The following is a 21,289-nucleotide window of genomic DNA, read 5'->3' on the forward strand; positions in this document are numbered from 1 at the left end:
ATGATAGTGCGGATTCCCGTGTGAAAGTAGGTAATCGTCAGGCTCCCCAGCATGTCCAGAAACCCCACCCCACAAAGGTGGGGTTTTTGCGTTTATGCACAAAAAATTTGTATTCCTAAGAATAAGAAGCAGGATTTTGATATTTGCAGAGCCGACCAGTCGATACTGGGGACCCCTATTTCCGCGGTGCCTATCGCCAGACGTACCTCGGATTGTTCGGCGCTGATGGCCGAGACACCAGTGACGGGTTCGGAGGCGTTGAGCCGAATCCGATGATGCTGGAGGTCAACGCACCTCGGGCGCTTTTCTTGCGACTACAAAAACGTGTTTGGTGAAGCCCCTTCGCAGACGCTAAAGTGCGTGACGATGCGCTAGCCGTATTAGACGCGGATTTTGTGCCGTGCCTGCGAGCATTCCGGTGCATTGCTTCCGCTTCGCTAGAAATCCTCTGCATTGAGAAGCCAATATCAGATGCGGCAATACGCCGCTTCCGGTGCGCTATTAATCTGCTTGCGCTGATTCCGGCTTGGTTTGCCGAAAAGGTCTTCGTTGCGGCTGTAGTTGCTGCTTTAGTCGGCCCACGGCAGCCGTATCGAGCGACAATTCGCGCCCCGCTCTAATCACCGCTAATGTAGGCGCTCGTTTCCAGGTTTCCAGGCATATTCTGGCGTTAATATCGCAGACCGCATTAAATCAATTTAGTTCCCGCTTTTCCAAAATAAATTTACACCGCTTCGAATTGGGCTTATCGCGATTGCCCGGTTTTCGAACAATCAGACGCTTCTCACTTTTTAAACGTTCCGACCCGATTAGGTCATCCATATTAAATGCTGTTGCATTCACACAACTTTAATATTGAGATGTTGCAAATAACTTTTGTCCAGAGCTGGCGTGTCGCAGCTCTGATTTTGCGATAAATGTCTGAAAAACAAAGACTTAATGCCGATCTCGATTTTATTATTGCTGATTCAGAAATTCCATGTTGTGTAAATTGCGGGCGTCGCTACTAGGGTCTCCACCTACACTCACGCTTCGTTTGAAGGGTGCCCGGCCGCTCCGAAACGGTTTGGCCAACAGGGCAGCAGCGCGTGACGCATGCGTTGCTGAGGCAGGTCCCGCTCCCCGCGTAAATTTATCGAACTGGAGTCCCACGCATGAAAAAGAGTCTCATCGTCGTTGCGGTTGCCGCATCGTTCGCTTCCGTCGCTCACGCACAAAGCAGCGTGACCCTGTATGGTCTGCTGGACGCAGGCCTGACCTACACCAGCAACGTCAACCACAACGCAAAGTGGGCAGCGGGTAGCGGCGGCATCAACCAAAGCATGTTCGGTCTGCGTGGTTCGGAAGATCTGGGCGGCGGTCTGAAGGCCATCTTCACGTTGGAAAGCGGCTTCAACATCAACAACGGCAAGTACGCGAACAACAACGGCATGTTCAACCGTCAAGCGTTTGTCGGTCTGTCGAGCGCGCAATTCGGTACGCTCACGCTGGGTCGTCAATACGACGCAGCACAAGACTACCTGGCACCGCTGACCGCAACGGGCAGCTGGGGCGGTACGTACTTCGCTCACCCGTTCAACAATGACAACCTGAACACGAACGGCGGCTACGCAGTCAACAACTCGATCAAGTACTCGAGCGCTAACTACGCAGGCTTTACGTTCGGCGGCACGTACGGCTTCTCGAACCAGGCTGGCGCATTCGCAAACAACCGCGAATACAGCGTTGGTGCTGCATACCAGTGGCAAGGTCTGCACCTGGGCGCTGCTTACGCACAGCAGAACAACCCGGGCGCAGCTAATGGCGGCGCTTCGGACGGTTCGTACGTCAACGCGCTGGCAGGCAACGTCGGCAACTTCCGTCAACGTGAATTCGGCGTTGCTGGTTCGTACGCATTCGGCCCGGCTACCGTGGGTCTGGCATGGACGCAATCGCGTTCGGACAACTTCGTCGGTGCTGCACAATCGCTGCGCGCCAACAACTACGAAGTCAACGGCAAGTACAACCTGACGCCGGCTATGAGCCTGGGCGTTGCGTACACGTTCACCGACGGCAAGGGCTACGGCGTTGGCGCGAACGGTAGTTCGGATTCGGTTCGCTACCACCAGGTCGGCGTGCAAGCTGACTACTCGCTGTCGCGTCGTACGGACGTCTACGCTCAAGCCGTGTACCAGCACGCAATGGGCGACGGCGGTGTCGCTTCGATCTACAGCGGCGACAACACGCAATTGCCGTCGTCGTCGAAGAACCAGACGGCTGCTACGGTCGGTCTGCGTCACCGCTTCTAAGCTTCAGCAGAAGCGAGTTGTGGTAGAAAAGGTGCCGTTCGCGGCACCTTTTTTATTGGCGCGCCACTTGGTGGTTGAGGATCCGCTGGTTGTCCGAGGCCGAACCGTCCTGCAGGTTGATACGGCGCGATAGCGCATTGCGATTTCCAACAATTGGTATTGCACACAGGCAAGCCGCGGCACGCGATGCCCGACCGGTATGCGCCTTATCAGACTGCACATCGCTACTATCTGTGCTGGAACAATTCATGCGTGCTGGAAAACATCGCTTTCGCGCTGTTCGATACCGATGCCATGCTGGTGCGGCCCGTCACTCGCCGGAGCGACCCGCGCACCGTGTAGCAGGCTTAGGACTATTTCGGCATGACAAACAGAAAGGCCGTCACCCGGTAAACCGGATGACGGCCTTTTTCACTCGGCTACATAGCCAGGCGCACGCAATTGCCCTAAATCTGCTCCCGACCGAATGCGCACAGGCGTTCGAGATCCAGCACGTCGATCTGGTTATACGAGAGGCGCAAAATCTGCAGCTTTTCGAGGTTTTGCAGTGTCTGGTTGATCCGTTGCCGCGACACGCCTGCCAGCAGGCCGACTTCTTCCTGCGAAATGGCCAGCGTGCGTCCGGTGTCGGGATAGAGGTCGGGATTGAACAGTTGTGCGAGCGACTGGGCGACGCGCGCGTCGACGTCCAGCAACCGGCTATTCTGGATCGCTGCGATGAATTCGCCCATGCGGTTGTTCAACTGCCGGATCACGAAGCCTGTGAACGGCAGACTCGACTCCAGGAGTGCATGAAACGTCTCCGTCGGCACGAACATCACGAGCGAAGGCTGAATGGCGGCCACGTCGTATTTGCGCAATTCACGCTTGATCACGCTGCCTTCGCCGAACCAGCCGCCAGGCGGCACGCCAGAGAGCGTGCAACTGCGTCCTGAGGCGTTGTAGATGGCGAGTTTGATCAGGCCGGAATGGACGCCGATCCAATAGTCCGACGGCTCCTGGCGGCGCGCGATCCATGCGCCCCCTTCCAGACGCTCCGCGTACGCGCTGGCAAGGACCATGGCCTGATGCTCGGCGGCGAGCGCCCTGAACCAGGCGCAGGTGCCGAACAGCCGCGGCAGATCGGTGCGCGGAATCCGTTCAGGACGGTGCGGGCGGGTGTCTGCGCAGGCGGGGAGCGAAGCGTCATCCATAAGCGGCCAAGGGGGCGTAGGAGGGTGAAGTCGGTTGAGAAGAGTCAGGGCGCGCCACTCTGTCATTTGAATGACAGACAGTTCACCATGACAGTTGCTAGGCTAGTTCATCAATCAGAAAAAGCGACGGCGCGACCAGCGCATCAGGAGACAAAGCGATGAAGCACATGTTCGAAGAAGGCCTTGAGCGGCGCGAGGCCAATTATGTCCCGCTGACACCCATCGATTTCATCGTACGCGCAGCGGAAGTCTACGGTGAGCGGCCGGCGGTCGTCCATGGGGAGATTCGCCGTAACTGGCGCGAGACCTACGGGCGCGCGCGGCGTCTGGCCAGCGCGTTGCAGCAGGCCGGCATAGAACGCGGCGACACGGTTGCTGCGTTGCTGCCGAATATTCCTCCGATGATAGAAGCGCATTTCGGTGTGCCGATGGCCGGGGCCGTGCTCAATACGCTGAATACGCGGCTCGACGTGTCGTCGCTGCTGTTCATGCTGCGCCATGGCGAGGCGAAGGCGCTGATCGTCGACACGGAGTACAGCGAGTTCGCGCACCGCGCGGCGCTGGAATTTCCCGAGTTACGCGTGATCAGCGTGGCCGATGCGATGCCCGCCGACGCGGACAAGTTCATCCGCGCGACCGACTATGAAGCGTTCCTGCAAACTGGCGACCCGGAGTTCGTCCGGACTTTACCTGCCGACGAGTGGGACGCTATCGCGCTGAACTACACCTCGGGCACGACTGGTGACCCGAAGGGCGTGGTCTACCACCATCGCGGCGCGTATCTGAATGCGCTTAGCAATATCCTCGAATGGGATATGCCGAAACATGCAGTCTACCTATGGACCTTGCCGCTCTTTCACTGCAACGGCTGGTGTTTCCCGTGGACCGTCGCCGCACGTGCGGGCGTCAACGTCTGTCTGCGCAAATTCGACGCGAAGACGGTGATCGACCTGATTCGCCGCGAAGGCATCACGCACTATTGCGGCGCGCCGATTGTGCAAAGCGCGCTTGCGAATGCGCCCGCCGAATGGCGCGAGGGCATCACGCATCGCGTGTCGACGATGGTGGCGGGCGCGGCGCCCGCACCGGCGGTCATCGCCAAGATGAAGGAGATCGGTTTCGATCTGACGCACGTGTACGGTCTCACCGAGACCTACGGCCCGGCCGCGGTCTGCGCGAAACAGGCGGAATGGGAAATGCTCGACGACAACGCGCGTGCCGAAATGAATGCACGGCAAGGCGTGCGCTATCACTTGCAGGCAGCCGTCACGGTGCTCGACCCGGACACGCTCGAGCCGGTGCCTGATGACGGCGAAACGCTAGGCGAGATCATGTTCCGCGGCAATATCTGCATGAAGGGGTATCTGAAGAACGAGCGCGCCACGGACGCGACCTTCCGCGGCGGCTGGTTCCACACCGGGGACCTCGGCGTGCGGATGCCTGACGGCTATATCCGTATCCGCGATCGCAGCAAGGACATCATCATTTCGGGTGGCGAGAACATCTCGAGCATCGAGGTGGAAGACACGCTGTACCGTCATCCTGCGGTGTCGGTCGCCGCCGTGGTGGCGATGGCCGATCCGAAATGGGGTGAGGTGCCATGTGCTTTCGTCGAGCTCAAGGAGGGCGCTCAGGTAAGCGCAGAAGAGATCATCGCGCACTGCCGGCTGTTTCTTGCGGGATACAAGTTGCCAAAGGCGGTGCGCTTCGGCGAATTGCCGAAGACGTCGACCGGAAAAATTCAGAAGTTCGAACTGCGCGCGCGGATCAAGGCGGAAGAATCCAAATAGACCGCGCGCGATTGTCTAGCGCGCCCAATGACGCGCTATGTAGTGTTGTACGATGCAAGCGCGGGGTCCCGCGCGCATCAGACTCGACTCGCGCTTAACCGCGCGTGTCGACCCAGCGGCGTGCCCAGCGTGCCGAATGCTGCAATGCCTGTTCTTCGTTCGGGAAGTAGTCGAGCGAATAGAACTGGTAGCGCCCTTCGGTACGCACGCTGTCAGCGCGTTCGAGCAGCAGGTTGGATGAAAAGCTACCGTCGGGCAAACGATGCGCCGAGGGTTTGACGGCATAGCCGTTGTAATGATGAATATGTTTGTTTTGCATTTTATATTTTAATAATGTTCGAGTGCGCGCCTGCCGTGCGAGCCGTTGTACGGGTCACGCGGACGAGCCGATTCAAGCCATTGCGAGCCGAATCCACAAACGCAGTCGGAAAGCTAAAAAAGGGCGTTGAAGCCAGAGGGGAGAATGAGGTGCAACGAGGCGTTTGGCGCTTGGGGCTTGCTGCTGAACAACACATGCAGCTAAAAGCGATCGCGCCAACTGTGGGAGACAAAGCTCCGCGAGGATGTCGCTGCAGCCCGATGTCCGTTGCCGGACACCGAGCCCTTCAAACTTACATCGGCTTGATGTTAGCCGCTTGCAGACCCTTCGGGCCTTGCTTCGTTTCGAAGCTCACCTTCTGATTTTCAGCCAGCGTCTTGAAGCCGTCGCCGCTGATTTCGGAGAAGTGCGCGAACAGGTCGTCGCCGCCCTTGTCCGGGGTGATGAAGCCAAAGCCTTTGCTGTCGTTGAACCACTTAACGGTACCGGTATCCATGAAGAATCCTTGAGTAAAAATAGAAAAATTTGCTCTGTTGAGGAGCGCGTGAAGCGTCAAGGAGGGAGAGGACAACGAATACCGCTGAGGAGCGAGACATTGATGAACAGCAATCGAACTTCTTGAACTTCGGATGCCACAATAACCGTCGGGGCACGTCAGCGTCAACACTTATCTTGTAACTGTTTTGTTAGGGGCCCTGCGTGCGCCCGCGCGGCGATGCTGCCCTCGTTACCGGTTTGCCGTGTCGCGCGGCACGGCCAACGCTCAAGCGAGGTTTCCGTTTCAGATACCCACTTTATGCGCTGTCAGGATCAGACGTAAACCGAGTGCAGCGACTGCGCTTGCGGCGACGCGATCGATCCAGGCCTTCCATTGCAGATAGATTTCGCGCGGCCGTTTGCTCGAAAAGCACAACGCGACCACGGTGTACCAGCCGGCTTCAATGGCGAAGATCGCGGGGGGCAATGCAAAGTAGCACCACACCGGGGGATGTTGCGGAAGCAAGGCCGCGAAGATACTGCCGTAGTAGACCGCGGTTTTCGGATTGCTGAGTTGTGTGCTCAAACCGATCCAGAAGGACTTACGCACGTTGGTAGCGGCGGCTTGCGTGGCGTCGAACGCGAGTGGTTTAGCCGCACCGCGCCATATCTTCGACGCAAGGTAGACCAGATAAAGGCCACCGGCCACCTTCAAGCCGACGTACAGCCACTCTACCGTCGCCAGCAAGGTGTATAGACCGAGCAAGGCGATGCCGCTGAAGAACACGCCGCCGATGCCCATGCCGGCGGCTGTTGCGAGGCCGTCGCCGCGCGAGAGTCCGATTGCATTGCGGGCAACGATGACGAAGCTCGGTCCGGGGCTCATGGCGCCGAGCAGCAGTGCGGCCAGGATGGTGACGATGGCTGTCGAGGCGGGCATTTTTGCGTGTCTCCTACGGGCGGCGATGCGGGTCGGTCAAACATAGCATGAGAGGGCGAGGTTTTGCTTTTGATCAGCGCGAATAGAACCGATGAAGAACCAATAAGAATCGACCAGGCCGGAGCCGAACGCAAACGTAATGGCAAAGAAAGCCCGTCGCCGCAGGCAAACAATCAGTTGCTGCAAGCGGCGGAAATTGGATGCTAGAATCACCTCCCATACGCAAAAGCAGCCTTGGCACAGCAAGGCCGACCGGGTGCGATTCGAGCCGTTTGCCGACGAATTCCCATAAATCCAGGATTGATTGGGCATGATTCCCGATGCGAGTTGTCACGCATCGGGAGAGGCACTGTGAGTTCGATTTGCACTCAACCCATCTGATTCACGCATAGGCTTCGCGTTGTTTAGCGAAGCTTTTTGTTTTTCGAACGCGAGCACTATCAGCCGCGAAACCGGTACGTTATGAAAGAGCGAGAAGAACAACGGCTGTTCGACCTCGACGGGAATGCGCGTGAGCGCCTGATCGTGTGGATCCGCCGACGCATGGACGAATACGGCATTTCGATGGAAGCGCTTGCCGATGCGATCGAGGCCGACAAAGCCGCAGTCCGGGCAGTGATGTATCGCGACGCCTTCGGCAATACGTGGGACGGTCATGGCGATAAGCCAGATTGGCTCGCGCGCGCGATCTACGCTGGACAGAACATCGACCATTTCCGCTGTTGAGCGTGGCCTCAGCTTCCTCTGTGAATCGTTTTCCTGTGCGGCTGCGCTACACACGTCGTGCGGCTTGCTGTGGCTGAATATCGGCGGGGCGTTCAGTGTTCACTGAAAAGCACGCTGATCGAGTTATGCTGAATTTTTTCGGCATCCGAATTGATAGCCGCGCAGGCGCAAGAGCCAAAAAAAAGCCCGCGCGGGGCGGGCTTAAATACTCGGAGTTTCGCGATCCAGTCGCTAGACGGATCATGTCGAGTGTATGCGAAAGCTATATGAAAGTATAGAAAATCCGCGTCACAGGTCGAAAAACACGGTTTCCTTGTCACCCTGCATATAAATATCGAACCGGTACACATTGGCCGCATTCGGCTCGCGACGCGCGATCAGCGTGCCACGCCGATCCGCCGGAACCGCTGCCAGCACGGTGTCCTGTTCATTTGCCTCGGCTTCGTCCTCGAAATAGACGCGCGTGAACGTGTGCAGCAGCATGCCGCGCATCGTCACGATTACATTCAGATGCGGCGCTTCGTCCGGGCTTGCGCGGCCCGGTTTCACCGTTTCAACGACAAAGCGCTTCTGCGGATCCGTCCCCGTGCCGACGCGAGCGAAGCCGCGGAAGCCAGTCTTCAGGATTTCCTCGCGTGATTCCGGGTAGTGGCCTTGCGCGTCCACCTGCGACACTTCCAGCATAGCGTCGCCGATCACTTTGCCGTCGCCGTCGAACACCTGGCCGACGATCGTGATGTGCTCGCCGGCCGCTTCACGGTCCGCCAGAACCGGCGTAAACAGGCTCTTGAAGTCGAAGTCGTATTGCTGCGGACACAGACCGTAGGCGAAGTACGGTCCAACCGTTTGCGAAGGCGTTTGCTTGAGGGTCGTCATGGCTTAGCGCTCCATCGGAGTTTCGTTGCGGCCGCGCAGCACGATGTCGAAGTCGTAGCCGAGCGCATAGGCCTCCTGCGTCGTATCGAGCGAAAAGTTTGCGATCAGGCGGTCGCGGGCGTGCTCGGGCGTGCCCTGGAAAATCGGGTCGAAGGCGAGCAGCGGGTCGCCGGGGAAGTACATCTGGGTGACGAGGCGCGAGCCGAAATAGTCGCCGAACAGCGAGAAGTGGATATGGTTCGGACGCCACGCGTTCGGGTGATTGCCCCAAGGGTAAGCGCCCGGTTTGATCGTCAGAAAGCGATAGCGGCCTTCGTTGTCGGTGATGCAGCGGCCGGCGCCGAGGAAGTTCGGGTCGAGCGGCGCGTCGTGCTGATCGTTCTTGTGCACATAGCGGCCGGCGGCATTGGCTTGCCAGATCTCAACCAGCGTATTGCGCACCGGACGGCCGCCTTCGTCGAGTACGCGGCCCGTCACGATGATGCGCTCGCCGAGCGGCTCGCCGTTACGCACCGCATTGCGCGTCAGATCGTGATCGAGCGCGCCGAGGTCTTCTGTGCCGTAGACCGGCACGCGCTGGTCGCGCAGCTTTTCCTTCAGCGGAATCAGCGGACGCGTCGGGCCGCGTTTTACCGACGAACCGTAACCGGGATAGACGTAGGCGGGGTGGGACGCGAAATCGCGTGCGGTGAGAAAGGACTCGTCCATCAGTGTCTCCTTCGGGGAATTGTGGGATACAGCGTATGAAGCGACTTTATCCAACCTGAGAGGTTATGCAAAATGACGTTTTCGCCCTTTTCGTATAACCTGCCGTTATGCAACGCAGTCTCGCGGACAGCCGCGTCAAATTCCGACATCTCCAGTGCTTTCTGGCCGTCGCCCAGTTCGGCAGCGTGGGGCGGGCCGCCGAAAGCCTGTCCATTACGCAGCCCGCAGTCTCCAAGACGGTCGCTGAACTGGAAGCGATTCTCGGCGTGAAGCTGTTCGAGCGCGGCCGCCACGGCGCCGTGCCGACCCGCGAGGGGCAACTCTTCATGCCGCATGCGAGTGCTTGTGTCAGCGCGTTGCGGCAAGGCGTCGATTTACTGGCGCGCGCGGAAGGCGCGGCGGCCGCCACGCTGGAAATCGGTATTCTGCCGACCGTCGCGGCCGCGCTAGTGCCGCCGGCGCTGAAGCGGTTCGCCGCCCTTTGGCCGCGCGTGATCGTGCGCCTTGCTACCGGCGCCAATCCCGAATTGCTCGAACGCCTGAAGGCCGGCACGATCGAATTCGCGATCGGGCGTCTGGCGGACCCGGAAAGGATGGTCGGGCTCAGTTTCGAGCAGCTTTTCAGTGAGCCGTTGATTGCTGTGGTGCGCGCCGGGCATCCGTTGGCGCTGGGGGCCGGCTTGCCGGCCACGTCGCTGGAGGATTATCCGGTGGTGCTGCCGCCGTTCGGCACGCTGATCCGGCAATCGGCTGAGAGTCTGTTGAGCGCATGGGGCGTGCCGCCGTTGTCGGGGTTTGTCGAAGTGCTGTCGGTGTCGACGGGGCGCGCATTGGCGCTGGAGAACGACGCGGTGTGGTTCGTGCCGCTGAGCGCCGTCGAATATGAACTGGCGCACGGGATGCTGGTGCGTTTGCCCTTGCCGTTCGCGGGCACTGGCGAGCCCGTGGGGTTGATCCGGCGCTCGGACACGCAGCCGTCGCCGGTGGGGCGGGCGTTCATCGATGCCGTGCGCGAGGTCGCGCAGCAGCGGATGGCGGCGGCCGCTGGCAAGCCTGCGGCCAAACGTGTGTCCAAACGCGGCCGCGGCGGCTCGCCCACGATCTGACGCTCGCCGCGCAGCGATGCTGCGGCGCAGGCGCCACGAGAGACGCAGAAGACGCGCGTTGCGCCCCGATTCGCCGCGCGTGAACCATCCAGTACAAAATGAAGGTTGCGAACGCCCTGCCAGCCGGTGTACAAACACGGTGCAAAAGCCATCGCGAGGTCGCATTGCTGCGGCACACCACGCGCGCGGTGTCACACTACGGATGGATGACGGCTTGCACCAAACACCAGAAACATCACCAACACCCGGAACAGTGCACGAACGACTGTACAAGGAGATTGCCATGCCCAGCGACTTGCCCACTCCAGACGCCGCGCTGCGCGCCGTGTCGGCGCCTGAGCACAATCCGCTCGGCACCGCCGGCCTCGAATTCGTGGAATTCGCCTCGCGCGAGCCGAAGGCGCTCGGCGAGACTTTCACGAAACTCGGCTTCAAGGCGATTGCGCGCCATATCAGCAAGGACGTCACGCTGTATCGCCAGGGCGAGATGCATTTCCTGATCAACGCTGAGCCGGATTCGTTTGCCGAGCGCTACGCCGAGGAATACGGCGCGGGCATCTGCGCAATCGGCATTCGCGTGGCCAACGCGCAGCGCGCCTTCGACCGCGCGATCGAGCTTGGCGCATGGGCGTTCGAAGGCGAGCGCCTCGGCGCGGGCGAACTGCTGATTCCTGCGATCCAGGGCATTGGCGATTCGCACATCTATTTCGTCGACCGGTGGCGCGGCCGTGGCGGCCAGCGCGGCGGCCTCGGCGACATCTCGATCTTCGACATCGACTTCCGTCCAATCGAGATCGATACCGCGCAAGCCGATCTGAATCACGCGGGCACTGGCCTCGTCGCGGTCGATCATCTGACGCAAACGGTCGGTGAGGGCCGGATGCAGGATTGGCTCGACTTTTATCGCGACCTGCTCAACTTCCGCGAGATTCATGAGCTGCACGCGAACTGGCATGTGTCGGCGGAATCGCGCGTGATGGTGTCGCCGTGCGGCGCGATCCGCGTGCCTTTGTATGAAGAGGGCACGCGCCGCACGAGTCTGATGCACGAGTATCTGCCGGATCATCCGGGCGAAGGCGTGCAGCACATCGCGCTCGCCACCGACGATATCTTCGCGTGCGTCGAGCAACTCCTGGCGAACGGCGTCGAATTCGTCGAGCCGCCGCCGCGCTATTACGAACAGCTCGATGCGCGCCTGCCGGGTCATGGGCTCGACGTCGAGCGGCTCAAGCGCACGCATGTTCTGGTGGACGGCGAGATCGACGCCGATGGCGTGCCGTTGCTGTTCTTTCAGACCTTTGTGCGGCGCGGTGCCGGCGAGATCTTCTTTGAGATCGTGCAGCGCCAGGGGCACCACGGCTTTGGCGAAGGCAATCTAAGTGCGTTGGCGCAGGCACGCGAGCAAGCCGGCGCCTAGCGCTTACCGCTTACCGCTTACCGCTTACCGCTCACCGCTCACCGCTTACCGCTCACCGCTTGGCGCTGAATCAATCGGTATCGGGATTACCGGCCAGCCCAGGATTCACCGCACTGTACGCGGCTGCTTCCCGCAACAGCCACTCGCGAAAGCTCGTGAGTGGCTTGCCGTGGCTCAACTCGGTCGGATACACGAGGTAATACGCCGAGTTGGCGACTACGGGCACGTCGAGCGGTATCACGAGTCCGAGCTGTTCAAGCTGTGCGCCGACGAAAAAACGCGGCACCAGCGCAATGCCGAGACCGGCCGCGGCGGCACTGATCAGCATCGTGTGGAGTTCGTAGCGGACACCTTGCATCGTCCGGTTATCGTCGACACCGAGACTGGCGAACCACGACGCCCAGCCGTCCGGGCGGGTGGTGGAATGCAGCAGGGGGTAGTCCAGCAGATCGGCCGCAGTCTCGACCGGCCGCGTCAGCAGGCTTGCCGCACACACCGGCACGACTTCCTCGCTGAACAGAAAATCCGCCGACGTGCCCGGCCATGTCGGTTTCCCATAGTGAATCGCGGCTTCGAAATGCGTATCCGCGAACGGGAAGGTGCCGGTGCGCACGCCCATATTGACCCGCACATCCGGATACTGCGCGTTGAATGCCGCCAGCCGCGGAATCAGCCATTGCGATGCGAAAGTCGGCAACACCGCCAGCTCCAGATACCCGCCGCCGCTGCCGTGCGCGATGATCGACAGCGTGTCGCGGTCCAGTTGTTCCAGCGAGCGGCGCACCTGCACGCTATAGACCTTGCCCGCCTTGGTCAGCACCACGCGCTGTTTGACGCGCACGAACAGCCGCACGCCGAGATTGTTCTCCAGCGTATTGATCTGCCGGGACACCGCGCTCTCGGTGAGGAAGAGTTCGCGCGCAGCATGCGTGAAGCTCTCGTGCCGCGCGGCGGCTTCGAAAGCGAGCAGCGCACCCATGTTGGGGAGCTTGAATTTTCGCATGTTGATTCCAAAAGCGCATCAAGTGGCGATTTTATCTCGCTTTACGGCAGTGCCGCGGATTTGAATAATCGCGCATTCAACGATGCCGTGCTTGCGCCCTGAAGCCACGCCGGCAGGCCACCTCCAAATACACGAACGCGTGCTCGCCGCACCCCGCCCGGAACCGATATGCGAAACATCAAGAATGCGAATGTCGAACAACTGCTGCTGAAACTGCTCGGCGCCGAGAGAACCGCAAGGCTGTTCGCCACGTTGAACCATCCGCAGATTCTCAACGAATGGGAAGACGGCGCCGTCACGCGGGCCGAAATGGCGCAGGCGATGAACATGGCGCTGTTCGAAGACTTGCTGGCACGCTCCGCGAATGGCCGCCAGTACACCGAGGAGACGATCGCCGCCGGGGGCAGCGTCTACTTCGACCACGGCGCATTGCGCACCGTGCGCTGGGCAGAGAGCGGCGCGCTGCCGCCGGGCGAAGCGGCGTTCGCGCGCATCCTGCGTCCGCTCGGCTTTAGCATCAACGGCCGCTATCCGCTCGACCGTCTCGGCATGACCGGCCGCGCCTGGGCGCATGACGACGCCCCTGATGAGATCGCGCAGTTCTTCGTCAGCGAATTGCATCCGGAACGGTTTTCGACGGAATTTCAGCAGGCGGTGACGAACGTGATCGGCGCCTCACGCGATCCGTTGACGCCGCAAGCCGCCGGCCAGTTGTGGGAGCTCGAACGCGAAGGCGTGCTGCCGCTCGAGGCGGCACATGCGTTGCTGCCGGCGATCGTCGGCGCGTTCGCACGTCAGCACGAGACGCCACGCGAAGCCGATTACGAAGTATTGTTGAAGGAGTCGGCGGAAATGGCGTGGATCGCGACCGAAGGCAACGCCTTCAACCACGCTACCGATCGCGTCGCAGACGTGTTCAAGCTTTCCGACGACGAAAAGGCGAAGGGCCGTCCGATGAAGCCGGAAGTCGAGCGTTCGCGTTCGGGCCGCGTGTTTCAGACCGCGTACCGCGCGGATATCGTGCGCCGCGAGTTCCGTGCGGCCGACGGCAGCATCGTGACGCGCGAGGTGCCGGGCTCGTTCTACGAGTTCATCACGCGTAAGCGGACCTTCGATCAGGACGTGCACCGCTGGGAAACGGACCTGCGTTTCGACGCGGGTAACGCACAGGGCATCTTCAAGATGACCGCGAGCCAGGCTGCGTGATGCGTAGTTCAGGCCACAGCGCGGGCGTCGGACACGATACGTGAGGTACGCAGTGGGAACGTCATTGGATGAAGAGCAGGGCGCGGGCGTGAATGCTTCGTTGAACGACGCGCCTCATGACACCTTGAAAGCGCCGCGCGTTGCCAAGCCCTTTCAAGGGACTGCCGCTGTGATGCAGGCACTCGAAGCCGACTTGCGCCGCAATGTGCGCGGCGAAGTACGTTTCGATCAAGGCTCGAAAGCGTTGTATGCCGCGGATGCGTCGAACTATCGGCAAGTCCCGCTCGCCGTGGTGGTGCCGTCGGACGTCGACGACCTGCTGGAAACGCTCGCCGCCTGCCGCCGCAATGACGTGCCCTTCCTCCCGCGCGGCGGTGGCACCTCGCAGAACGGCCAATGCGTGAACGTCGCGGTGGTGGCCGACGCGAGCAAATACGTGAACCGCGTCGTCTCGGTCGATCCTGAAGCGGGCGTAGCGCTCGTCGAACCGGGCGTAGTCTGCGATACCTTGCGCGACGCCGCGGAAAAGCACGGCCTGACGTTCGCCCCCGATCCCGCGACGCACAGCCGCTGCACGCTCGGCGGCATGATCGCCAACAACTCGTGCGGCGCGCATTCGGTGATGGCCGGCAAGACGGTCGAGAACGTCGAGGCGCTGGAGGTCGCGACGTTCGACGGCGCGCGCTTCTGGGTCGGTCCGACATCGGACGACGAACTCGATCGCATCATCGCAGCAGGCGGCAGGCAAGGCGAAATCTACGCCGCACTCAAGCAACTGCGCGACACTTATTCCGATCAGATCCGCGCGAAATTCCCGCAGATCAAGCGGCGCGTGTCGGGCTTCAACCTCGATCAACTGCTGCCGGAAAACGGCTTCAACGTCGCGCGTGCGCTGGTCGGCACCGAAGGCACGTGCGCCGTGACCCTGCAGGCGAAAGTGCGGCTCGTGAAGAGTCCGGCGCAACGCGTGATCGTCGTGGTCGGCTTCACCGATATCTACATCGCTGCGGACGCCGTGCCGCATTTCATGCGCTGTGGGCCGATCGCAATCGAGGGACTCGACCGCGCGATCATCCGCGGCTTGCAGGCACGTGGTTTGAAGAAGGACGAGATCGCGTTGCTGCCGGATGGCGATGCATGGGTCGTGCTCGAATTCGGCGCGGATACGCAAGACGATGCCGTGCGCCAGGCGCAAACCGCCGCGGCGTATTTTTCGTCGGGCGAAGCTGGGCCGAATGTATCGGCGATGCTCGTCGAAGATCGCGCGTTGCAGGCGAAGGTGTGGTCGATCCGCGAGACGGGGGCGTCGGCGGTGGCGTTGTCGGTGGACGCGGGTACGCCCGATCCGGTGGTCGGCTGGGAGGATGCGGCGGTCGATCCGATGCGTCTCGGCGATTATCTGCGTGCGTTTCAGGCGCTGGTGGATCGTTACGGCTACGAGACGAGCCTCTACGGCCATTTCGGCGATGGCTGCGTGCACGCGCGCATTACCTTCGATCTGCGCAGCGCTGAAGGCGTCGCGACGTGGCGCAAGTTTCTGCGCGAAGCGGCGGAACTGGTGGTCGAATTCGGCGGCTCGCTCTCGGGCGAACACGGCGACGGCCAGGCCAAGGCTGAGTTCCTGCCGATCATGTACGGCCCTGAACTGATGCAGGCGATGGAGCAGTTCAAGGCGATCTGGGACCCAGCCAATCGATTGAATCCTGGCAAGGTCGTGCATGCGTATCGCGCCGATGAAAATCTGCGCATGGGTCCGGCGTACAAGCCGGTGACCCTGCAAACGAAGCTCACGTTCGCGAGCCAGGAAGGTGATGGATTTCAGCGCGAGATCGAGCGATGCATCGGCATGGGCAAGTGCCGTTCGCTCGAGGGCGGCACGATGTGCCCGAGCTATCGCGCGACACGTGAAGAGCAATACTCGACGCGTGGCCGTGCGCATCTGTTCTGGGAAATGCTGCAAGGCGACGTGATCGTCGACGGCTGGCAAAGCCGCGAAGTGAAAGAGGCGCTCGATACCTGCCTCGCATGCAAGGGCTGCAAATCCGATTGCCCGACGCATACGGACATGGCTTCGTACAAGGCGGAATTTCTTTCGCATTACTACGAGACGAATCGTCGGCCGCGCCAGGCGCTGTTTATGGGGCGAATTGGCGAATGGGCGCCGTGGGCGGCAAGGTTTCCGCGGCTGACGAATTTTATGATGTCGGCGCCGGGATTGGCTGCGGTTGGGAAGTGGGCTGCTGGGGTGGCGCAAGCGCGTGAACTGCCGAAGTTTGCCGCGCGGACTTACCGGCAGATTGCGCGGCAATCGCTTAAGGCCGAGCGGGGCGCTCGTGTTGGTGCTCGTGGCGAGGTCAAGAAAGTCATCCTGTGGGTCGATACCTTCAACGACCACTTCACGCCCGAGATCGCGCAGGCCGCTGCCGACTTGCTGACGCAAATGGGCTGGCACGTCGTGCTGCCGAAGAACCGTTTGTGTTGTGGGCGTCCGCTGTATGACTTCGGTTTGCTCGACCGTGCGCGCGAGCTGCTGACCACGATTCTCAATGACCTTGGAGACGATATTGCTGCGGGTGTGCCATTGGTCGGTCTTGAGCCCGGTTGCTTATCGGTGTTCAAGGATGAGTTGCTCAAGCAGCTCCCCGGTCATGCGTTAGCGAAACAGCTGTCGGCGCAAACTTTTCTGTTCTCCGATTTCGTCGCGCGTCAGCCGTTCGAATGGCCGACGCTTGCCGCGGACGTGATCGTACACGGGCATTGCCATCAGAAGGCGCTGTTCGGTATGCAAGGCGATACCGCGCTGCTGAACAAGCTTGGCGTGAAATGGAAATTGCTCGATACGGGATGCTGCGGGATGGCGGGATCGTTTGGCTTTAACGACAAGCATCACGCGCTTTCGGAGAAGATCGGCGAGGACACGCTGTTTCCTGCGGTGCGTGCTGCTGCGGCGGCGAATGCGGAAACGATTGTGCTGACCAACGGCTTCAGTTGCCGTGAACAGATCGAGCAGGGGACTGGGCAACACGCGATGCATATCGCGCAACTGGCGCAGCGGGCGTTGGCGGCGCGCCGTTAAGGGGCTGTGGCAGCGGTGCTATTGATGTTGGCACTGGCTTTAGTGTTGCCATTTGCCGGTGGCGCTGCCATCGGCATTGGCGACGCAGGCTTTCGCCTTTTGGCGTTTCGACGTGCTGCGAGCGGTCGTGACGCGCTCGTTATTTTTTCGCCGGTTCCACAGTGGCCGACGTCTGCGGGATGTCGGCGCTGGTCGCCATCCACAACACTTCGGCGTCTTCTTCGCTGGTGGAGACGGCGGCGTGGCCGGTGCGGCTGTCGAAGTACAGACTGTCGCCAGCGTTCAGATGCGTCGGCGCGTACAACTCGGAATACAGGCATACGCTGCCGCTGATCACATACAGAAATTCTTCGCCTTCGTGACGGCCCCAGTCATCGAACGCGTCCAGCGTGTGCGCCGAGATGCGGATGCGGAACGGCAACATCGCTTTGTGCGCCAGATCCGTGGCGAGTAACTCCATCTGATAGCCGCGGTAGGCGTGGCGCTGGCCTTCGTTTTTGCGGGTCAACGCGCGGCGGCCGCTGGCGCTGACTTTGGGTGTCGAGCCAAAAAGCTCGCCGATTTCGATCTTCAGGCCGGTTACGATTTTCTGCAGGACGTCGAAGGTGGGGGACATCAGGCCGTTTTCGACTTTTGAGAGGGTCGAGCGGGAGACGCCGCAGAGGCGGCTCGCGGTTTCGAGCGTCAAATCCTGCGCCTGGCGGGCGGCGCGGACGCGGCGGCCGAGGTCGGTTGTCGATTGGTCGGCAGGTTTGGAGAGGTGGGTGTCCATGGGGTCCAACGGCTTAAATGCGCGCCTTGGGCGGCGGGTCGTGTTTCCGATAATAACATTTGGCTTGGCGGAGACGTTCGCTGGCAGCGTTAGAGCTCGTATCGGGGAAGCGCTGGTGATGGTTGTGAAGTGATGCATTCCCTTTGCGCGCCAATCAGTGAGGGCTTGTACGCGCTGCTTCCTTGACGCGGGTGCTGACCGAAGCTGTCGCGCCTGGATTTGCGTGCAGTATCGAAGAGCCTTTCTCATCGGAAACGTGGCTTTCCACTGCCGACGCTTCTACCCTGGAATGGGGCCGCCGCCGGGTCCGGCTCGACATGATCGCCTGTATGCGATCGCCGTATGGGGTTCTACGCATGTCGCGCACGTCGAACCGCTAGAATAAGGCGCCAGCGCCCTTCAAGTGCGCACGCCTCCCCTCAACCCCGAGTTTCACGCCATGGCCCGCATTCAGTTGCAATTTCCCGACGACCAGTTTTACTACTCGACGCATCTCACGGTGCGCGTCACCGACATCAACGGCGCGAACCACCTGGCGAACGATTCGATGATCTCGATGATTTCCGAGGCCCGCGCACGCTTCCTGTTCGACGCCGGTATCGAGGACATGAAGGACACGCACACGAGCATCATCGTGACCGACCTCGCCACGACCTATCGCGCTGAAGCCTATGCGCGCGACCAGCTGTGCTTCGAAGTCGGCATCATGGATTTCAACAAGTATGGCGGCGACATCATCTTCCGCATCACGCGGCCGGCAGATGGCGCGCTTATCGCGATGGCGAAGTCGGGCTTCGTGTTCTTCAACTACGAGATGAAAAAGGTCGTGCCGATGCCGCAGGCGTTTCGTGGCAAGTTTCCGAACGTCAACGCCGTCGACTGAAGTTTCCGGTTCGCTCCGGTGTGGCTGGAGCGCAATCTGCGCCATGCCGGCGCCAAACGCTCGCACTCGGGCGGATCGCGCTTGACGACCGGAGACGTGCTTATGTTTGTCGCCGTTAACACCGGCATAGAACGGCCAGTTGCGGTCATTGGAAGCACCCTGGTGATCCCCAAAATAGTGGTCCTTTGAACGTGGAACTTGCTTCATTGCGCCGATAGGCGAATGGACACCACGTGCGCCGCGATGCAGCGCGTGCAGGCAGCTTATCGTAGTCGATACCTCGCTATGACCAAGCTGCTCCTGCACTGTCCGGATGTCGCATTCCGATTCCGGTAGATCCATTGCAAACGAATGGCGAAAGGTGAGCGACGTCACCCGCTTGGTCAGCCTGGTGGCTTCCGCAGCGCGTTCGATCGGCGTTGGAACGTCTATTGGTCGAAACAGACGTCTACAAAATCATCCCGCCCGCTATCGTTGCTCAAGCCATCCGTGCATCCCTGCTTGTCCTGCCTCCAGCAGCCGAAAGGGCGTTTCACATTGTGGAGGTCAGTTCAAATTTCCGCAGCATCATTTTCCCGCGGTTTGAAAACATGTTTCACATCGCAATAATTATTGTGTATCTCATTAAAAAATAAGCATAAATTATGTCATATGTCTTATATAAGACATAGGTGCGGCGCGTCAAAACGGTCCTACAATTAAGTCATGCAGTTCGCTTCGACATACGCAGCGGCACACCCAACTATTTTTTAAATGCGCTTTGCTCTTAGGAGATACACATGACCCAATATCAAGACGACATCAAGGCAGTTGCTGGTTTGAAGGAGAAACAAGGCAGCGCGTGGAATGCCATCAATCCCGAGTCTGCCGCACGCATGCGTGCTCAGAACAAGTTCAAAACGGGTCTGGACATCGCCAGGTACACCGCCAAGATCATGCGTGCCGACATGGCCGCCTACGATGCCGACTCGTCCAAGTACACCCAGTCGCTGGGCTGCTGGCACGGCTTCATCGGCCAGCAGAAGATGATCTCAATCAAGAAGCACTTCAACAGCACCGACCGCCGCTACCTTTACCTCTCCGGCTGGATGGTGGCCGCGCTGCGCTCCGAGTTCGGTCCGCTGCCGGACCAGTCGATGCACGAAAAAACCTCCGTTAGCGCGCTGATCCGCGAGCTGTACACCTTCCTGCGCCAGGCCGACGCCCGTGAACTGGGCGGCCTGTTCCGTCAGCTGGACGCGGCCGTTGGCCCGGCCAAGGCCGCCATCCAGGAAAAAATCGACAACCACATCACCCATGTCGTGCCTATCATCGCCGACATCGACGCGGGTTTCGGCAACGCCGAAGCCACCTACCTGCTGGCCAAGCAGTTTATCGAAGCGGGCGCGTGCTGCATTCAGATCGAAAACCAGGTGTCCGACGAGAAGCAGTGCGGCCACCAGGATGGCAAAGTCACCGTGCCGCACGAGGACTTCCTGGCCAAGATCCGCGCCATCCGCTACGCCTTCCTGGAACTGGGCGTGGACGACGGCATCATCGTGGCCCGTACCGACTCGCTGGGCGCAGGCCTCACCAAGCAGATCGCCGTGACCAACACGCCAGGCGACCTGGGCGACCAATACAATTCCTTCCTCGATTGCGACGAAATATCGGCCGACGCACTGGGCAATGGTGACGTCGTCATCAAGCGCGACGGCAAGCTGCTGCGCCCCAAGCGCCTGCCTAGCAACCTGTTCCAGTTCCGCGCCGGCACGGGCGAAGCGCGCTGCGTGCTGGATTGCGTCACCGCGCTGCAAAACGGCGCTGACCTGCTGTGGATCGAAACCGAAAAACCGCATATCGCCCAGATCGGCGGCATGGTCAGCGAGATTCGCAAAGTCATCCCGAACGCCAAGCTGGTGTACAACAACAGCCCGTCGTTCAACTGGACCCTGAACTTCCGCCAGCAGGCGTATGACGCGATGAAGGCCGCAGGCAAGGATGTGTCAGCATACGAGCGCACCCAGCTGATGAACGTGGAATACGATCAGACCGAACTGGCGATCGCCGCCGACGAAAAGATCCGCACCTTCCAGGCCGACGCGGCGCGCGAAGCAGGTATCTTCCACCACCTGATAACGCTGCCGACCTACCACACCGCCGCACTGTCGACCGACAACCTGGCCCGCGAATACTTCGGCGACCAAGGCATGCTGGGTTATGTGGCTGGCGTGCAGCGTAAGGAAATCCGTCAGGGCATCGCCTGCGTCAAGCACCAGAACATGTCCGGCTCGGACATCGGCGACGACCACAAGGAGTATTTCAGCGGCGAAGCGGCCCTGAAAGCGGCGGGCAAAGACAACACCATGAACCAGTTCTGATACCAGTAATACCCCAAGCAAACGCCAACCCACACAGGTTGGCGTTTTTTTTATCCGGCGAGATAGCCCGCGGGGTTCTCATCAAACATTTTCTGGCGCGCTTCCATGCAGAAGCTGTATGTGTGGCTCGGTAGACTGAGGATGGCGCG

General features: G+C 60.5%; 19 protein-coding genes and 1 pseudogene. 10 read left to right on the forward strand and 10 right to left on the reverse strand.

The features are described 5' to 3' along the window. Positions 1–1,154: 1,154 nt before the first annotated feature. Complete coding sequence (locus P3T22_RS26840; RefSeq protein ID WP_063498485.1) at positions 1,155–2,288, forward strand: porin; 1,134 nt, start codon at positions 1,155–1,157, stop codon at positions 2,286–2,288. A gap of 186 nt (positions 2,289–2,474) precedes the next feature. After that, complete coding sequence (locus P3T22_RS26845) at positions 2,475–2,630, forward strand: hypothetical protein (RefSeq protein WP_158515310.1); 156 nt, start codon at positions 2,475–2,477, stop codon at positions 2,628–2,630. A 104-nt stretch (positions 2,631–2,734) separates the two neighbouring features. On the opposite strand, the gene P3T22_RS26850 is transcribed toward P3T22_RS26845, so the two are convergent. Next, on the reverse strand, positions 2,735–3,481 hold the full coding sequence (locus tag P3T22_RS26850) for a Crp/Fnr family transcriptional regulator (RefSeq protein WP_063498483.1): 747 nt from the start codon (positions 3,479–3,481) through the stop codon (positions 2,735–2,737). Positions 3,482–3,639: 158 nt separating this feature from the next. Between P3T22_RS26850 and P3T22_RS26855 the strand changes: the two genes are divergently transcribed. Beyond that, entirely contained in the window at positions 3,640–5,271 is a 1,632-nt protein-coding gene (locus P3T22_RS26855) for an acyl-CoA synthetase (protein ID WP_429326600.1), read from the forward strand. 94 nt (positions 5,272–5,365) lie between these two features. Here the strand turns inward: P3T22_RS26855 and P3T22_RS26860 are convergent, their stop codons facing one another. The 4 genes from P3T22_RS26860 to P3T22_RS26875 form a co-directional block, all read right to left on the reverse strand. Beyond that, positions 5,366–5,590 carry a hypothetical protein gene (locus tag P3T22_RS26860; protein ID WP_063498481.1) on the reverse strand — a complete coding sequence of 75 codons (225 nt, stop codon included), beginning with the start codon at positions 5,588–5,590 and terminating at the stop codon, positions 5,366–5,368. A gap of 292 nt (positions 5,591–5,882) precedes the next feature. Further along, on the reverse strand, positions 5,883–6,086 hold the full coding sequence (locus tag P3T22_RS26865; RefSeq protein ID WP_007178877.1) for a cold-shock protein: 204 nt from the start codon (positions 6,084–6,086) through the stop codon (positions 5,883–5,885). 285 nt (positions 6,087–6,371) lie between these two features. Then, positions 6,372–7,007 (reverse strand): LysE family translocator, encoded by a 636-nt coding sequence (locus P3T22_RS26870; RefSeq protein ID WP_063498480.1) that lies wholly within the window; start codon positions 7,005–7,007, stop codon positions 6,372–6,374. A gap of 36 nt (positions 7,008–7,043) precedes the next feature. Continuing rightward, positions 7,044–7,319, reverse strand: coding sequence for a hypothetical protein (locus P3T22_RS26875; RefSeq protein ID WP_429326601.1), 276 nt, complete (start codon positions 7,317–7,319; stop codon positions 7,044–7,046). Between the two features lie 150 nt (positions 7,320–7,469). Between P3T22_RS26875 and P3T22_RS26880 the strand changes: the two genes are divergently transcribed. Continuing rightward, a complete protein-coding gene (locus P3T22_RS26880; RefSeq protein WP_063500882.1) occupies positions 7,470–7,733 on the forward strand; it encodes an H-NS family nucleoid-associated regulatory protein in 264 nt (87 codons plus the stop codon). 288 nt (positions 7,734–8,021) lie between these two features. Here P3T22_RS26880 and pcaG read toward each other — a convergent pair whose 3' ends face one another. Next, on the reverse strand, positions 8,022–8,609 hold the full coding sequence (gene pcaG / locus P3T22_RS26885; protein WP_063500274.1) for a protocatechuate 3,4-dioxygenase subunit alpha: 588 nt from the start codon (positions 8,607–8,609) through the stop codon (positions 8,022–8,024). A gap of 3 nt (positions 8,610–8,612) precedes the next feature. Beyond that, a complete protein-coding gene (gene pcaH, locus P3T22_RS26890; RefSeq protein ID WP_063500273.1) occupies positions 8,613–9,317 on the reverse strand; it encodes a protocatechuate 3,4-dioxygenase subunit beta in 705 nt (234 codons plus the stop codon). A gap of 107 nt (positions 9,318–9,424) precedes the next feature. On the opposite strand from pcaH, the gene pcaQ reads away from it, so the two are divergent. Then, entirely contained in the window at positions 9,425–10,423 is a 999-nt protein-coding gene (pcaQ, locus tag P3T22_RS26895) for a pca operon transcription factor PcaQ (RefSeq protein WP_063500272.1), read from the forward strand. 283 nt (positions 10,424–10,706) lie between these two features. Further along, positions 10,707–11,840, forward strand: a complete 1,134-nt coding sequence (locus tag P3T22_RS26900) for a 4-hydroxyphenylpyruvate dioxygenase family protein (protein ID WP_063500271.1) — start codon at positions 10,707–10,709, stop codon at positions 11,838–11,840. A 70-nt stretch (positions 11,841–11,910) separates the two neighbouring features. Here the strand turns inward: P3T22_RS26900 and P3T22_RS26905 are convergent, their stop codons facing one another. Beyond that, a complete protein-coding gene (locus tag P3T22_RS26905) occupies positions 11,911–12,843 on the reverse strand; it encodes a LysR substrate-binding domain-containing protein (protein ID WP_063500270.1) in 933 nt (310 codons plus the stop codon). A 168-nt stretch (positions 12,844–13,011) separates the two neighbouring features. On the opposite strand from P3T22_RS26905, the gene P3T22_RS26910 reads away from it, so the two are divergent. Both P3T22_RS26910 and P3T22_RS26915 read left to right on the forward strand, forming a co-directional pair. Beyond that, positions 13,012–14,049 carry a DUF1338 domain-containing protein gene (locus P3T22_RS26910; RefSeq protein WP_429326602.1) on the forward strand — a complete coding sequence of 346 codons (1,038 nt, stop codon included), beginning with the start codon at positions 13,012–13,014 and terminating at the stop codon, positions 14,047–14,049. Between the two features lie 52 nt (positions 14,050–14,101). Further along, entirely contained in the window at positions 14,102–17,125 is a 3,024-nt protein-coding gene (locus tag P3T22_RS26915) for an FAD-binding and (Fe-S)-binding domain-containing protein (RefSeq protein WP_429326603.1), read from the forward strand. 139 nt (positions 17,126–17,264) lie between these two features. Here the strand turns inward: P3T22_RS26915 and P3T22_RS26920 are convergent, their stop codons facing one another. Continuing rightward, positions 17,265–17,897, reverse strand: coding sequence for a helix-turn-helix domain-containing protein (locus tag P3T22_RS26920; RefSeq protein ID WP_063500267.1), 633 nt, complete (start codon positions 17,895–17,897; stop codon positions 17,265–17,267). Positions 17,898–18,336: 439 nt separating this feature from the next. On the opposite strand from P3T22_RS26920, the gene P3T22_RS26925 reads away from it, so the two are divergent. Next, positions 18,337–18,780, forward strand: coding sequence for a thioesterase family protein (locus P3T22_RS26925; protein WP_429326604.1), 444 nt, complete (start codon positions 18,337–18,339; stop codon positions 18,778–18,780). A 273-nt stretch (positions 18,781–19,053) separates the two neighbouring features. Here the strand turns inward: P3T22_RS26925 and P3T22_RS26930 are convergent. After that, positions 19,054–19,224, reverse strand: a pseudogene (locus P3T22_RS26930) (tyrosine-type recombinase/integrase); the annotation flags it as partial. Between the two features lie 335 nt (positions 19,225–19,559). On the opposite strand from P3T22_RS26930, the gene P3T22_RS26935 reads away from it, so the two are divergent. Then, positions 19,560–21,140 carry an isocitrate lyase gene (locus tag P3T22_RS26935; protein ID WP_429326605.1) on the forward strand — a complete coding sequence of 527 codons (1,581 nt, stop codon included), beginning with the start codon at positions 19,560–19,562 and terminating at the stop codon, positions 21,138–21,140. Positions 21,141–21,289: the final 149 nt, after the last annotated feature.

The organism is Paraburkholderia sp. GAS348 (assembly GCF_050434205.1).
Classification (GTDB): domain Bacteria; phylum Pseudomonadota; class Gammaproteobacteria; order Burkholderiales; family Burkholderiaceae; genus Paraburkholderia.

Bases quoted from the DNA above. Each gene is read 5' to 3' on its own strand.
- P3T22_RS26840 (WP_063498485.1), top strand. From the start codon at position 1,155: ATGAAAAAGAGTCTCATCGTCGTTGCGGTTGCCGCATCGTTCGCTTCC.
- P3T22_RS26845 (WP_158515310.1), top strand. From the start codon at position 2,475: ATGCCCGACCGGTATGCGCCTTATCAGACTGCACATCGCTACTATCTG.
- P3T22_RS26850 (WP_063498483.1), bottom strand. From the start codon at position 3,481: ATGGATGACGCTTCGCTCCCCGCCTGCGCAGACACCCGCCCGCACCGT.
- P3T22_RS26855 (WP_429326600.1), top strand. From the start codon at position 3,640: ATGAAGCACATGTTCGAAGAAGGCCTTGAGCGGCGCGAGGCCAATTAT.
- P3T22_RS26860 (WP_063498481.1), bottom strand. From the start codon at position 5,590: ATGCAAAACAAACATATTCATCATTACAACGGCTATGCCGTCAAACCC.
- P3T22_RS26865 (WP_007178877.1), bottom strand. From the start codon at position 6,086: ATGGATACCGGTACCGTTAAGTGGTTCAACGACAGCAAAGGCTTTGGC.
- P3T22_RS26870 (WP_063498480.1), bottom strand. From the start codon at position 7,007: ATGCCCGCCTCGACAGCCATCGTCACCATCCTGGCCGCACTGCTGCTC.
- P3T22_RS26875 (WP_429326601.1), bottom strand. From the start codon at position 7,319: ATGCCCAATCAATCCTGGATTTATGGGAATTCGTCGGCAAACGGCTCG.
- P3T22_RS26880 (WP_063500882.1), top strand. From the start codon at position 7,470: ATGAAAGAGCGAGAAGAACAACGGCTGTTCGACCTCGACGGGAATGCG.
- pcaG (WP_063500274.1), bottom strand. From the start codon at position 8,609: ATGACGACCCTCAAGCAAACGCCTTCGCAAACGGTTGGACCGTACTTC.
- pcaH (WP_063500273.1), bottom strand. From the start codon at position 9,317: ATGGACGAGTCCTTTCTCACCGCACGCGATTTCGCGTCCCACCCCGCC.
- pcaQ (WP_063500272.1), top strand. From the start codon at position 9,425: ATGCAACGCAGTCTCGCGGACAGCCGCGTCAAATTCCGACATCTCCAG.
- P3T22_RS26900 (WP_063500271.1), top strand. From the start codon at position 10,707: ATGCCCAGCGACTTGCCCACTCCAGACGCCGCGCTGCGCGCCGTGTCG.
- P3T22_RS26905 (WP_063500270.1), bottom strand. From the start codon at position 12,843: ATGCGAAAATTCAAGCTCCCCAACATGGGTGCGCTGCTCGCTTTCGAA.
- P3T22_RS26910 (WP_429326602.1), top strand. From the start codon at position 13,012: ATGCGAAACATCAAGAATGCGAATGTCGAACAACTGCTGCTGAAACTG.
- P3T22_RS26920 (WP_063500267.1), bottom strand. From the start codon at position 17,897: ATGGACACCCACCTCTCCAAACCTGCCGACCAATCGACAACCGACCTC.
- P3T22_RS26925 (WP_429326604.1), top strand. From the start codon at position 18,337: ATGGCCCGCATTCAGTTGCAATTTCCCGACGACCAGTTTTACTACTCG.
- P3T22_RS26935 (WP_429326605.1), top strand. From the start codon at position 19,560: ATGACCCAATATCAAGACGACATCAAGGCAGTTGCTGGTTTGAAGGAG.